13 protein-coding genes are annotated in these 13,244 nt (G+C 70.9%); 5 read left to right on the top strand and 8 right to left on the bottom strand.

The window, feature by feature from the left end; genetic code table 11:
• Positions 1-49 precede the first annotated feature (49 nt).
• Positions 50-1,759, top strand: coding sequence for a sensor histidine kinase (locus FHS44_RS20080; RefSeq protein ID WP_184716899.1), 1,710 nt, complete (start codon positions 50-52; stop codon positions 1,757-1,759).
• A gap of 12 nt (positions 1,760-1,771) precedes the next feature.
• On the opposite strand, the gene FHS44_RS20075 is transcribed toward FHS44_RS20080, so the two are convergent.
• On the bottom strand, positions 1,772-2,179 hold the full coding sequence (locus FHS44_RS20075; protein WP_184716897.1) for a pyridoxamine 5'-phosphate oxidase family protein: 408 nt from the start codon (positions 2,177-2,179) through the stop codon (positions 1,772-1,774).
• A 52-nt stretch (positions 2,180-2,231) separates the two neighbouring features.
• A complete protein-coding gene (locus tag FHS44_RS20070; protein WP_184716895.1) occupies positions 2,232-3,272 on the bottom strand; it encodes a glycoside hydrolase family 65 protein in 1,041 nt (346 codons plus the stop codon).
• Between the two features lie 233 nt (positions 3,273-3,505).
• Here FHS44_RS20070 and FHS44_RS20065 point away from each other — a divergent pair, with 233 nt between their 5' ends.
• Complete coding sequence (locus FHS44_RS20065; protein WP_184716893.1) at positions 3,506-4,495, top strand: Acg family FMN-binding oxidoreductase; 990 nt, start codon at positions 3,506-3,508, stop codon at positions 4,493-4,495.
• A 108-nt stretch (positions 4,496-4,603) separates the two neighbouring features.
• Here FHS44_RS20065 and FHS44_RS20060 read toward each other — a convergent pair whose 3' ends face one another.
• Both FHS44_RS20060 and FHS44_RS20055 read right to left on the bottom strand, forming a co-directional pair.
• Positions 4,604-5,008, bottom strand: a complete 405-nt coding sequence (locus tag FHS44_RS20060) for a carboxymuconolactone decarboxylase family protein (protein WP_184716891.1) — start codon at positions 5,006-5,008, stop codon at positions 4,604-4,606.
• 89 nt (positions 5,009-5,097) lie between these two features.
• Positions 5,098-5,790 (bottom strand): DUF2127 domain-containing protein, encoded by a 693-nt coding sequence (locus tag FHS44_RS20055; RefSeq protein WP_221461096.1) that lies wholly within the window; start codon positions 5,788-5,790, stop codon positions 5,098-5,100.
• A 184-nt stretch (positions 5,791-5,974) separates the two neighbouring features.
• On the opposite strand from FHS44_RS20055, the gene FHS44_RS20050 reads away from it, so the two are divergent.
• Complete coding sequence (locus FHS44_RS20050; RefSeq protein ID WP_184716887.1) at positions 5,975-6,214, top strand: hypothetical protein; 240 nt, start codon at positions 5,975-5,977, stop codon at positions 6,212-6,214.
• A gap of 140 nt (positions 6,215-6,354) precedes the next feature.
• On the opposite strand, the gene FHS44_RS20045 is transcribed toward FHS44_RS20050, so the two are convergent.
• A complete protein-coding gene (locus FHS44_RS20045; protein WP_184716885.1) occupies positions 6,355-6,897 on the bottom strand; it encodes a carboxymuconolactone decarboxylase family protein in 543 nt (180 codons plus the stop codon).
• A 191-nt stretch (positions 6,898-7,088) separates the two neighbouring features.
• Between FHS44_RS20045 and FHS44_RS20040 the strand changes: the two genes are divergently transcribed.
• The gene (locus FHS44_RS20040) at positions 7,089-8,645 is read left to right on the top strand and encodes an NAD(P)-binding domain-containing protein (RefSeq protein WP_184716883.1); all 1,557 of its coding nucleotides are present in this window, start codon (positions 7,089-7,091) and stop codon (positions 8,643-8,645) included.
• 4 nt (positions 8,646-8,649) lie between these two features.
• Here FHS44_RS20040 and FHS44_RS20035 read toward each other — a convergent pair whose 3' ends face one another.
• The 3 genes from FHS44_RS20035 to FHS44_RS20025 form a co-directional block, all read right to left on the bottom strand.
• Positions 8,650-9,312 (bottom strand): nitroreductase family protein, encoded by a 663-nt coding sequence (locus FHS44_RS20035; RefSeq protein WP_246435762.1) that lies wholly within the window; start codon positions 9,310-9,312, stop codon positions 8,650-8,652.
• A 64-nt stretch (positions 9,313-9,376) separates the two neighbouring features.
• The gene (locus FHS44_RS20030) at positions 9,377-10,504 is read right to left on the bottom strand and encodes a carboxylate-amine ligase (protein ID WP_184716881.1); all 1,128 of its coding nucleotides are present in this window, start codon (positions 10,502-10,504) and stop codon (positions 9,377-9,379) included.
• A gap of 93 nt (positions 10,505-10,597) precedes the next feature.
• A complete protein-coding gene (locus FHS44_RS20025; RefSeq protein WP_184716879.1) occupies positions 10,598-11,728 on the bottom strand; it encodes a M20 family metallopeptidase in 1,131 nt (376 codons plus the stop codon).
• Between the two features lie 219 nt (positions 11,729-11,947).
• Here FHS44_RS20025 and FHS44_RS20020 point away from each other — a divergent pair, with 219 nt between their 5' ends.
• Positions 11,948-13,243 (top strand): MFS transporter, encoded by a 1,296-nt coding sequence (locus tag FHS44_RS20020; protein WP_312863739.1) that lies wholly within the window; start codon positions 11,948-11,950, stop codon positions 13,241-13,243.
• Position 13,244: the final 1 nt, after the last annotated feature.

Here is a 13,244-nt window from a genome sequence, read left to right as displayed (position 1 = left end):
ACACTCCCCCGTCTTCAGGGCGGGATCTTCGGGTGCGAGACTTCCGAGTATGAGTAGGACCGAGTCCGGTGGCCTGCTGCCACACCTGAGGTTGGACGAGCTGCTGACGGAGCTGCAGAGCCGCCTTGAGGCGGTTCTCGCCACCCGGGACCGGGTGCACGCCCTGCTGGACGCCGTCGTTTCGGTGGGCAGCGACCTCGATCTGGAGACCGTGCTGCGCCGGATCGTGGAGACCGCGACCACCCTCGTGGACGCCTCCTACGGCGCCCTCGGCGCGATCGGCGAGCAGAACACCCTGGTGCAGTTCATCCCGATCGGCCTGTCCGAGGAGGAGATCGCCCGCATCGAGCACTGGCCGCACGGTCTCGGCCTGCTCGGCCTGCTCATCAAGGAGCCGAGGCCGCTGCGCCTGGCCCACATCTCCGACCACCCCGAGTCGTACGGCTTCCCGCCCGGCCACCCGCCGATGGGCTCCTTCCTCGGGGTGCCGATCAGGGTCCGCGAGGAGGTCTTCGGCAACCTCTATCTCACCGAGAAGCGCGACGGCGGGGCCTTCGACGAGGAGGACGAGGCGATCGTGATCGCGCTGGCCACCGCCGCCGGTGTGGCCATCGAGAACGCCCGCCTCTACGAGGAGAGCCGCAGGCGGGAGGTGTGGCTGCAGGCGTCCTCCGAGGTGACGACCAGCCTGCTGTCCGGGGCCGACCCGCAGCGGGTGCTGACCCTGATCGCGCGGCGGGCCAGGCAGATGGCGGGCGCCGACATGGTCGCGGTCCTGCTGCCCGACGAGTCGGGCGACCACCTGAAGGTGATCATCGCCGACGGCCCCAAGGACGACGAGGAGATCCCGGGCGACTGGGCGCGGGTCCCGGTCGGGACCTCCTTCGAGGGGCAGGCCCTGACCAGCGGGCAGCCGCTCATGGTCACCGCCCCCACGGAGACCGGCACCCCCGCCGCGATCGCCGAGCACATGTCGCTCGGCCCGGTCGCCGCGGTGCCCATCGGCGCCGAGGGCGCGGTGCGCGGTGTGCTCTCCCTGGGCAAGACCCCCGGACGCATCCCGTTCAACCAGGCCGAACTGCTCACCCTGCACGCCTTCGTCGGACAGGCGGCCATCGCGCTCGAACTGGCCGAGAGCAGGATGGACGCCGAACGCCTCGGCCTGCTCGAAGACCGTGACCGCATCGCCCGCGACCTGCACGACGTGGTGATCCAGCGGCTGTTCGCGGTGGCCATGACGCTGATGAGCACCGTACGGCTGGTCGAGCGCCCCGAGGCCTCCTCCCGGCTGCAGAACGCGATCGACGAGCTGGACGCGACCATCCGGCAGATCCGTTCGACGATCTTCGCCCTGCAGACGCCCCAGGACGACACCGAGGCCGGGATCCGCGGGAAGATCGTCGAGCTGGTCGAGGGCGCGCGGGGCCACCTGGGCTTCATGCCGGGACTGCAGATGGAGGGACGTCTCGAACACGACATCCCCGCCCCGGTCGCCGAGCACCTGCTGGCCGTACTGCGCGAGGCCCTGTCCAATGTCGTACGGCACGCCAGGGCGACCAAGGCGGACGTGAGCGTGGAGGCGCGCGGCGGGCGGCTCACCCTGACGGTGGCCGACAACGGCGCCGGGATGCCCCAGGACGGCAGGCGCAGCGGACTGCGCAACCTGGCGGAACGCGCGGAACGGCTCGGCGGCTCCCTCGACATCACCTCGCCCCCCGAGGGCGGCACCCACCTCGAATGGAGCGTCCCCCTGACCTGAGACCGGGGAGCGTCAGCGCCTGATGCGGCGGCCTGAGACCTGCTCGGCGCGGACGACGATGAAGTGGTTGCGCTCCCCCGGAGCCCAGGCGGTCAGCGGAAGCCGCGAGAGGCGGTCGATCTGGCCGGGGTCGGAGACGGCGTGCGCGCGGCCGACGGCGGTGACGGACCAGCCGGTGCGGGTCGGAACGTCGAACTCGTCCACCTCGAAGGCGACCACGGTGTGCCGGGTGGCGGCGGCGAGCTTGGAGCCGGTGCCGGTGCGGATGACGATGTCCTCACCGTCGAGATAGAAGGTGACCGGCTGTACGGCGGGCAGGGCGCGGTCGGTGAAGACGATCCGACCGATCGTGGCCGAGGAGATCAGGTCCAGGCACTCCTGGCGGGAGAGCACGTCCAGTCCGGCCGAGTCGACGTTCATGCATGCCAGCTTCGCCCGACGGGCAGGCGCCGGGGCAGAGGCGAAAGTCCTATCATCCACGGCGGTCCGCCTCGGCGAACACGTGGGAGCGGGTCAGCCAGCACCCGTCGCTGAAGTCGATCTCCGCGGTCGTCCGGCCCGCCCGTGGGGAGACGGCCTGGGCGCGCTGGAAGACGTAGAGGTTCAGGACCTGCTGCGCCCTGGGGTCCTCGGCGTACAGGTGCTTGTCCGCCCACAGCCGCCCCCACGCGTTCACGTGCCGTCTCAGCAGCGTCGCGAAGGAGCCCGCGCGCACCACGGCGGCCCTGGCGGACGCCTCGCTCTCCGTGATGGCCAGGTCAGAGGAGGTGTAGAGGGCCACGATCTTCTCCACGGTGACCTCCTCGCCCCTTCCCACCCACACGGCGCGGTCGTCGTGCACCCAGCCCTCCTCGACGCTCTCCCCGACGATCCGTTCGGCCCGCCCTCCGGACAGCGTGGTCCTCGCGGCGAGCGCGACCTCGACACCCGAGGCCGCGACGCGCGTCAGCAGCTCGATCACCCCGTGGGCGGCGTGCGCGCAGATCGGCACCAGCCGCCCCCGCCCGTCCGCGGGGTCCTCGGGGACACGTCCGTCGAGCGCGGAGCGGACCTGGAGTGTTCCCTCCCAGTTCTCCGGGACGATCGTCGCGCTCAGGGCGGCCAGGTGCCGGTCGGCCATGGAGACCAGGCGCCGCTGCTCCAACCGGGTGATCCGGCCCATCCCGTCGCGGACCCGAAGCAGCCGCGAGAGCGTGCCCTGGCGCATGTCGAGCGTGTGCGTGCAGGTCAGCAGCTCGGCCCCGCCGGGGACGAACCAGTCGCCGCCCTCCGCCCTGAAGGTGAGGGGCAGCCAGTTGGGCATGGTGACCAGGTCCTCGTCCTCGGCGGGCCGTCCGACAGGCCGGTCGTGGCAGCCGGTGACGTAGGTTCCCGGGTGGTGCACGTCGTCGGCCCGCGCCTCGGGCACGGCGCCCCGGGTGGCGAAGTAACCGTTGCCGAGCGTCGTGAACATCTCCCGCAGCCCCTCGTGGGCAGGATCGAAACCGTCGTATGTGAGGAGCCAGGGGTCCACGCTCTCTCCCTTCGGGTAGATCATCGGCCGAGCGGCACGGTGTCGCGGCTGCCCGCATTTCACTACGGGAAGGGCGGCTTGGCGAGAGTCGGAAGTCCCTGATGCCGGAGTCTTTTGACCGCCCCCAGGTCACACGGCTGGCAAGTGGTCATAGGTCCCCCGAATCGGGGACTTTTGACGCTGACATCTGACAGATTTCCGGGGCATGGTCATGGGGAGAGGGAGGGGAAGCCATGCGGCCCGAAGACACCACGAAGACGATCGACGCGGCGATCCAGGCAGCGGTGTGGGCGCCGTCCGTGCACAACACCCAACCTTGGTCGTTCGCCGTGGACGGCGAGGAGATCGCCCTGCGGGCCGACAGCGACAGGAAGCTCCGGGTCGGCGACATCACGGGCAGGGAGCAGCTGATCAGTTGTGGCGCCGCCCTGGAGAACATGCGGATCGCCCTGCGCGCGATGGGCCGCGAGGCGCTGGTGCGGGTGCTGCCCGACCCCGACCGTCCCGCCCTGATGGCCACCGTACGGCTCGGCGAACCCGTCGAACCGGACGAGCACACCCTGATGCTCTACGGCCAGGTCGAACGGCGGCGCACCCACCGCGCCGGGTTCACCGACCAGCCGATTCCCGACCGGCTGCTCGACGAGCTGGCCCAGCAGGCCGCCCTTGAGGGGGCGCGGCTGACGCCGATCCGCTCGACGGCCGCGGTGCGGGTGCTGGCCGCGCTCACCGAGGCGGCCCAGGAGGTGCAGGCCCAGGCCACGCTGTTCACCATGGACGTCATCCGCTGGGGCAGGGCGCCGGAGAGCGGCCGCGCGGACGGCGTTCCCGCCGAGGCCTACCCCCGCGAGCCGGTGACGACCGAACCCGCCTTCGCCCAGCGCGACTACGCCCACGGCCGTCCGTGGGGCGGCGAGGCCGACCGGCTCACCGCGACCTCGACCGGCCTGATCGCGGTGCTGACCACCCTGGCCGACTCCCGCGAGGACTGGATCGCGGCGGGTCAGGCACTCCAGCGCGTCCTGCTGCACGCCAGCGCGCACGACGTCCGCGCGGCCTTCCACACCCAGTCCCTGGAGATGGTCCACCTGCGGGAGTTCGCCCGCCAGGAACTGCTGTCCGGCGAATACCCACAGATGATCATGCGCCTCGGATTCACCCCGGACGAGGGCATCGGCGTCAGACGCCCAATCGACGAGGTCCGCGAGGACACGGGCGCCTGAGCCGTACGGCATGGCATGTCCGTGTCGAAGTGATCCACGTCAGGGCTATGCCGTACGGCCTGGCGCGCGTTCGTGTCGAGGTGGTTCTGCGGGGCCGTACCCGCGTGGTCAGGTGATCGGCAGCAGGCCGCGCTCGGCGAAGACCTTCTTCGCGGTGAAGGTCGCGTTCAGGGCCTTCGGGAAGCCGCAGTAGGCCGCCGAGTGCAGGAGCGTCTCGATGATCTGCTGTGGCGTCAGCCCGACGTTGAGCGAGGCGTTGACGTGGACCTCAAGCTGTGGCTCGCAGCCGCCGAGCGCGGTCAGCATCCCGAGCGTGACGAGCTGCCGGTCGCGGGGTTCGAGCCCGGGGCGGGAGTAGATCTCGCCGAAGCCCCACGCGACGATCTGGTGGGCCAGCTCGGGGGCGACGTCCCCGAGCGCCGCGAGGACGTTCGCCCCGGCCGTGCCGTCGATGGTGTCGAGCATCTCGCGCCCGTGGTCGTAGCGCTCCTCGCGGGTCGTGGACTCACTCATGGTGTCGGCTCCTTCGTTCTCGCACCGGCCTGGGGCCACGTGACATGCGGCAGTCGTCAGGCAGACTAGAAGTTAGAGCGCGCTCTAAGTCAAAGCGAGCGGTCCCGGCCGTTCATGGCGGCGCGCTCGATCTCGACGAGGGATTCGCTCCTGCGCTCGGCCTCGTAGGCGGCCCGGCCACCACGCAGCCCGAACAGCCGTTTCGTCCACGCGAGGTAGCCGAGCAGGGCCAGGTTGACCAGGAGGGCGCCGAGCCGCAGCGGGGTGACCCGCTGGGTCAGCTCGTGGATCTCCAGGGGGAGGAAGACGCCGGTGGCGACGAACGCGAAGTACTCTCCCCACCGTTTGAGCAGCCACAGCCCGACCGCCTCGACCAGCTCGATCGCGGCGTAGGCGACCAGCGCGACGGTGATCCAGCGCAGGGTCGTCTCGCTGGCGCCGAGCGCGCCCTGGATCCAAGACAGGACACGGGAGTGCTGGACGTCGAGCCCGGCCTGCCCGAGGATCGGCAGTTCCTTCTCGAAGATCTGCTGGAGCGACCCCCGGTTCCCCCTGAACCGCCACACCGCGTAGGCCGCCAGGAGCAATAGAACCGTCCTGACCAGGCGCTCAAGGGCGAAGAAGCGCAGCACGACGATGTCGCGCAGGTGGCGACCCCGGCTCACGTCCGGCGCCAGCTCGGCGGGACCACCTCCCTGGGCGGGCCCGACGGCGAAGGCCGCACAGCGCAGGCACCGCCACGCCTCACCCGAGGCCGTCGCCGTACGCAGACGATCGCGCAACTCGGGCTCGTCAGGCGCGTAGGTACGGTGGCCGACAAAGGCACAGGTCAACAACGACCAGTCCATAACGCCCACCCTAGGCACGCCATCCGGCCATGAAAGGCCCGACACGCCCCTGCGTTACCGGTTTGGGGCGGCGGAATAATTCGTTTCATCAACGGGGAGCGCGCCGTACAGTAGGGATATGTCTCCCAAGGAATCATTCGGTGGACAGCCTGACAGCACGTGGATTTTTCTGACCTTCATTCTCCCCGTTCTCGGCCTCTCCTCCATCGTTCGCGGCGTTCACGACCTCTCCCACGGCGGGGGCTGGTGGACCTACGTCACCGGGACGTTCTTCCTGGTCGTCGGGGGTCTCATCTGCGGTGTCCGGCTGGGGGCCGTGTGGAACCACTTCGCCAGGCGGCGGAAGGTCTCCCGCTAACTACGGATAAATCCGCTATCGGCCGCATATGCCGGATTAATCACCCCAGCGATATCCGGATATATGCGGACTCATGAAGGCCACCTGTCCGGGCCGCGAAGCCGTCACAACCGGCGGCCCGGACAGACGATCACCTGGAATCAGGAAAGGTAACCCGACTCGACGATGCGCCGTGCCGAGGCGGCATACCCCTCCGTGCCCTCCGGGGCCAGCGTCCCGAGGCCGTCCACGTAGCGGTTGAACATGCAGAACGCCGCCGCGATCAGCACGGTGTCGTGGATCTCCAGGTCGCTCGCCCCCTCCTTGCGGGCCGCCTCGACCAGGTCCTGGCTCACCTGGCGGGCGTCGCCGCGCACGACGCCCGCGATCCGCAGCAGGGCACGCAGCTTGTCGGAGACCGGCGCCGTGTCCAGGTCGGCGCGCACCTGCTCGACCAGGGTCATCCCCTCGTCGAGCTGGGCGGCGGCGAACGCCGAGTGGGAGGAGCAGCAGAAGTCGCACTCGTTGAGACCGGAGACGTAGGCGGCGATCAGCTCGCGCTCACCGGCGGACAGCGGGTGCGGTCCGCGCAGCAGCACCTCGGCGAGGGCGCCGAGCGGTCCGGCCGTCTCCGGCCTGAACCGCATGAGACCGGAGATGCCGGGGAACTCACGCTCGTCCACGCCGAGTTCGATGTGTGCCATGACGTCACTCCTTGAGGGGACTTGAGGGGATCAGTAACACGGGCGGGAGCCGATGGTGACACGGCGCGATCCCCGGCGTCATCGCTGAAAGTGCTCAGAAGGTGACACGTCCGGATCCGGCCAACTACGCGTCATTGACAGCCTTCTGGCCGTCCCCCATGGTCGGAGGGAACCACAAGTGAGGGAAGATCATGCCTGAGGCCGGGTCGCCCACGGGCGAGGAGACGCACCAGTACGTCATCGTCGGCGGGGGACCGGCCGGCCTCCAGCTGAGCTACTACCTGCAACGGGCGGGCGCCGACTACGTGGCGCTTGAGCGCGCGGACGCGCCCGCGAGCTTCTTCCGCTCCTTCCCCCGGCACCGCAGGCTGATCTCCCTCAACAAGGTGCACACCACTAGCGACGACCCGGAGATCCGGCTGCGCTGGGACTGGAACTCGCTGCTCAACGACTCCCCCGGCCTGCTGTTCCCCACCTACAGCCAGGAGTACCTCCCCAAGGCGGACGACCTGGTGCGCTACCTGGCCGACTTCCAGAACCTGCACGACCTCAACGTCCGGTACGGCACCGCAGTGCACGCGATCGAGCGTTCTGGCGACGGCTTCCTCGTGCGGACCGGGGACGGCGTGCTGCGCTGCCGGTGCGTCGTCGTGGCCACCGGGTGGGGCGCGCCGTACGTGCCGCAGATCAAGGGGATCGAGCACGCGGTCGGCTACGAGGAGATGGACACCGACCCGGCGGTGTACGCGGGCAAGCGGGTGCTCGTCGTCGGCAAGGGCAACTCGGCGTTCGAGACCGCTAACGCCATCCTCGGTCACGCGGCGATGGTGCACCTGGCCAGCCGCAGGCCGCTGCGGCTCGCGTGGAACACCAAGCACCCCGGCGACGTGCGGGGACAGTACGGCGCCATCCTGGACAGCTACCAGTTCAAGACGCTGCACTCGGTGCTCGACTGCGTCATCGACGAGATCGCCTGGACCGGGGACCACTACGAGGTCCGCATCACCTACACCCACGCCGACGGCGAACAGGCCGTGCTCGAATACGACGCGGTCATCAGGTGCACCGGCTTCAGGATGGACACCTCGATCTTCGACCCGGCCTGCCGCCCGGAGACCGAGCGCGACGACAGGCTCCCCTCACTGCGCCCCGACTGGCGTTCGGCCAACGTCGAGGACCTCTACTTCGCGGGCACCCTCGCCCAGGCGCGTGACTTCCGCAGGGCGTCCTCGGCCTTCATCGACGGCTTCCGCTACAACCTGCGCACGCTGACGACCCTGTTGCGCGAACGCTACGACGGGGTGGCGCTGCCGTACGACACGGTTCCCGCCGATCCGCAGAAGCTGACGTCGCTGGTGCTGGACCGGGTCAACTGGAGTTCGGCGCTGTGGACCCAGTTCGAGTACCTGTGCGACGTGCTGGTCCTCGACGAGGGCAGCGGGCTGGTCAGGCACTACACGGACCTGCCGGAGGACTACGCGGTCTCCCGGTTCGGGGACGAGTCCCACTACTACACGGTCACGCTGCGCTGGGGCCGTGACGAGTACGGCGACGTCTTCGCCATCGAACGCCACCCCGAGCCGGGCAGGGCGCAGGAGAGCGCGTTCATCCACCCGGTCGTCCGGCGCTACCGGGGCACCGAACTCGTCGAGGAACGCCACCTGCTCGAAGACCTGCTGGCCGACTGGCGCCGCCCGGAGCGGCACGTCGAACCCCTGCTGGCCTTCTTCGAGGGGCATCTCCGGTAGTCGATCAGCACCGGACCATCACCTCGGTCAGCGGCTTGCGGCTCAGGTCGGGCACCCGGGCGTCCGCCGCCGGATAGCCGACCGGCATCACCAGGTAGGGACGCTCCTCGGGAGGCCGTCCGCACACCTCGTTGAGGAAACGCATCGGGCTCGGCGTGTGGGTCAGCGTGGCCAGGCCCGCGTGGTGCAGCGCCGCGATCAGCAGGCCGACCGCGATGCCCACCGACTCCTTGACGTAGTAGGGCTTGGGGGTGCGCGGCCCCTGGTGCACCTCGAAGATCACGATCACCACCGGGGCGATCTCCAGGAACGGCTTGCGCCAGTCGGTGCCGATCGGGGCGATGACGTCGAGCCACTCGGCGGGGGCGCGATGGGAGTAGAACTCCCGCTCCTCGGCCTCCGCGGCCTCGCGCAGCCGCCGCCTGCGCTCGGGGTCCGTCACGACGACGAACCGCCACGGCTGCAGGTTGGCGCCGCTGGGCGCGCTCGCCGCCGCCCGCACGGCCGCCTCGATCACGCCCTCGGGCACCGGGTCGGGCGCGAACTCCCGCACCGACCTGCGGGTGGTCATCATGTCGGCGAACACCCCGGCGTCGCGGGCCATGACCGCGGGCGGTCTGCGGCGGGTGTCCACGGGGATCGTCGGGTGCTGTGCGGTCTCGGTCAACGGAAAACGCCTCCCAGTCCGTCCGTCCTTCACCCCAGGGTGAACCGGACGGACCGGGATGTCGTTACGCGGACGTGCTCTCCTCCTGGAGGGCGGGCGGGGCCGTACGGGCGAGGAGGTGGTCGACGACAGCGGCGAGCCCGCCGTCCTCGGCGGCGCGTCGCTGACGCGTGGCCCCGTCGCCCTCCCCGACCAGGCGCTTCAGCCAGCCGCCGACCAGGTCGAGGTCCCCGTGCTCCTCAAGCCCGGGAGCCGCCGCGTCGAGCATCCGTACGGCCAGCTCCGCGGCGGGCACGGCACGGCCCGTGTGCACGTCCACGCCGTAGCCGCCGAGCCCGTCACGGGCGGCGCGCCAGTAGGCGACCCGCATCAGCTCAGCCGAGACGACCGGCCCGGTGTCCCCCCGGTCGACCAGCGTGAGCGAGGCCGTCACCAGCCCCCTGACCAGGGCCGCGACCATCGCCGACTCCTCGGCGGTGGTCGGCACGTCGGCCGCCCTCACCTCAAGGGTCGGCTGGTGCGCCGAGGGCCTGATGTCCCAGAAGATCGTGCCGACGTCCACCAGGGCCCCGGCCTCCTGGAGCGTGGCGACGAAGGTGTCGTAGTGCTCCGCGGAGGTGAAGTACGGCGGGGGCCCGGCGACCGGCCAGCGGTTCCACACCAGCGTGCGCCAGCTCGCGTAGCCGGTGTCCTTCCGCGACCAGTACGGCGAGTTCGCGGTGAGCGCGATCAGCGTGGGCAGGTAGGGGCGAAGGTGGTTGCCCGCGAGCACCGCCCTGTCGCGTTCCGGCAGCTCGACATGGACGTGCAGGGCGCAGATGCTCAGCTCGTCGTGCAGTCCCCTGAAGGTGGCGTTGCCCAGGTCCTGCCTCGGGCCCTCGGTCATCGGCGAGGGGACAACGTCCCCCAGCACCGGGGTGCCGCTGGCCATGATCCGCAGCCCCTCCTCGGCGGCCGCCGCGTCCATCGCCGCCCGGCCCCGCGCGAGCTGGCCGTACAGGTCGGTGACCGTACGGCACGGCAGCGTGCGCGACTCCACCTGGAGCTTGGTGATCTCCCCGCCCGCCTGGGGGCCGAGCCGGTCGGCAACCCTGCGCAGCACCGCCTCGGCCTGGGGAACCGCGCACCTGGTGACCGGATCGACGACCAGGAACTCCTCCTCGACCCCGATCCGCCGACCGTCGCTGTTCATGTGTCGTGCCCACTTTCGCGGTAGCCCCTGGCGCCGCGGGAAGCGCGGCCGATCACAGCGTATTGGGGGCGACCGTCCGATGTGGGGTCTTCGTCAGGAAGGCGTCGTCAGAAGCCTCCCGACGAGCGCGGCCAGCAGCGCGGCCCGGTCGGGCATCGTCCCCACCTCGACGTACTCCCCCCGCGCGTGCGCGCCGCCGCCGACCGCGCCGAGCCCGTCCAGCGTCGGCACGCCGAGCGCCCCGGTGAAGTTGGCGTCGGAGGCGCCCGGCACGTGCGCGCCGTCCGGGGGCGGCAGGCCGATGTCCTCGGCCGCCGCCCGCGCGACCGCGAGCAGCGGCAGCGCGACCTCCGGGGTCAGCGGGTGACGGTTGATCCCGCCGCCGACGGACAGCACGGCCCCGGGCAGGCGCGCGGTCATCCCGCGGATCTCCAGATCGACCCGTTCGAGCTCGTCCCGCGTCCAGGCGCGGACGTCCACGCAGAGCGTCGCGGACTCGGGGACGGTGTTCGTCGTGGTGCCGCCCGCCAGCACGGTCGGCGTCACGCTGGTCTCCTCGGCCGGGGAGGCGAAGGACTGCACGGTGAGGACCTGGTGGGCGACCTCGACGGTCGCGTTGACGCCGCGCTGCGGCTCGACGCCCGCGTGCGCGGCCCTGCCCACGGCGGTGAGCCGGTAGAGGGAGCCACCCTTGCGCGCGACCTTCAGCGCGCCCGTGGGGTCGCTGGCCTCGCAGACGAGCACCGCCCCCGAGCGCAGGGCCTGGCGTTCGATCAGCTCGCGGGAGGTGACGGAGCCGCTCTCCTCGTCGCAGGTGAGCAGCACGCCGACCCGCGAGGTGTCCGCGAGCAGGCCGAGGGCGGTGAACATCTGCACGATGCCCGCCTTCATGTCGTAGGCCCCCGGTCCCGTTGCGCGGTCGCCGTCCACGGTGAAGGGCCACTGCCTGATCGTGCCCGCGGGCCACACCGTGTCGAAGTGGCCGAGCAGCAGCACCCGCTGGTCGCGCGCGGCCCACAGCAGATGTGGCAGGCCGTCCCTGACGACCCGCCGCACCGGTCTGCCGAGTACGGCCTCGCCCCAGCCCGCGACCAGGTCGGCGCAGGCCCGCAGGTGCGGGATCGAACCCGGGGGTGACTCGCACGAGACCAGCTCCCCCAGCCGGTCGACCATCTTCGCGCCGTCCTCGTGCGCCGCCCATCGCATGGGGCTCAGCGTTCTCATCGGGCTCCTTCGGCAGGGGACCCCCGGCCATCGGGCCGCCGTGACCGTGAGGGTGACATGAGGTGCTGACTGTCAGTCAATTGTCGGATATTTCGGCTTTTGGGGCTTCTTCTGCGTTGCCCGGCTCGCGAGGAGGTCAGGTCGAATATTGATGCGACATATGGCCGAAGAACCGGAAGAATGGGGTCTCTTTCCGGTTTGGGGTTTTGGAGACAGCACGTGCACAGCTACCGGCGTGACCTCGCCATGCTCAGGGACCGGAACTTCACCCTCCTGCTCGTCGCCAGAACCATCTCGGTGCTCGGCGCCGCCTTCGCCCCGGTCGCCCTCGCCTTCGGCGTCCTCGCGCTGCCCGGCGCGACGGCCAGGACCCTGTCGGTCGTCCTGACCGCCGAGGCACTGCCGATGGTGGTGTTCATGCTGGTCGGCGGCGTGATCGCGGACCGGCTGCCCCGCCACAGGGTGATGATGATCGCCGAGTCGCTCAACGCCCTGGCCTTCCTCGCCCTGGCCGCCATGATGCTCATCGGCTGGACCCCGCTGCCCGCCCTGGCGGCGGCCGCGGCCTTCAGCGGCGTCTCGACGGCCATCCTCTTCCCCGCCCTGACCGGCATCGTCCCCGACGTCGTCGAGGCCGACCGCCTGCAGACCGCCAACGCCCTGCTGGGACTCGGCACCAACATCTCCCGGGTCGCCGGACTCGTCATGGGCGGCATGACGGTCGTCCTGATCGGCGCCGGCTGGGCGCTCGTCGTCAGCGGCCTGATGTTCGCCCTGGCCGCCGTGCTCGTGACCGCGCTGCGCCTCAGACCGGTGCCCCCCGCCGCGGAAGCCGTACAGGCAGCGAAGACGTCGCTCGCTGACGGGGTGCGTTCCGTCTTCGCCGACCTGCGTGGCGGCTGGCGCGAGTTCGTCTCCCGGCAGTGGCTGTGGGTCGTGGTCGCGCAGTTCTCCCTGCTGGTGCTGGCCATGCAGGCCGCGCACGGCGTGCTCGGGCCGCTGGTTGCCAAGGAGCAGATGGGCGGGGCGGCGGCCTGGTCGGCCGTCCTGGCGGGCGAGGCGGTCGGCATGCTCGCGGGCATCCTCGTCACCCTGCGGCTGCGGCCGAGCCGTCCCATCCTGGTCGCCACGCTCATGACGCTGCCGACCGCGCTGCCGTACCTCCTGATCGGGATCTCCGCGCCGCTGTGGACGGTGGTCCTCGGCGCCGTCGTGATGGGGATCTGTTTCGACGTCTTCGGGGTGCTGTGGAACACCACCATGCAGCGTGAGGTGCCGCCGGAGGCCTTGTCGCGGGTCAGCTCCTACGACGCGCTCGGGTCGCTCATGTTCGGCCCGATCGGCCTGATGCTGGCCGGGCCCGCGGCGATCCTGGTCGGGGCCAGGTCAGCGCTGCTCGGCTGCGCCGCCCTCATCCTGCTGGCCTCGCTTGCCGCGCTGCTCTTCCCCGGGGTGCGCGGGCTGCGCGCCCCCGACCCGGCGACGGAGGCCCAGGCACCGGTCGAGGCGGTGTGAG

Source organism: Streptosporangium saharense (assembly GCF_014203715.1).
GTDB classification, from domain to species: Bacteria; Actinomycetota; Actinomycetes; order Streptosporangiales; family Streptosporangiaceae; genus Streptosporangium; species Streptosporangium saharense.
Note: the sequence above shows the minus strand (reverse complement) of the source record. Positions and strands in the feature narration are given on the sequence as shown.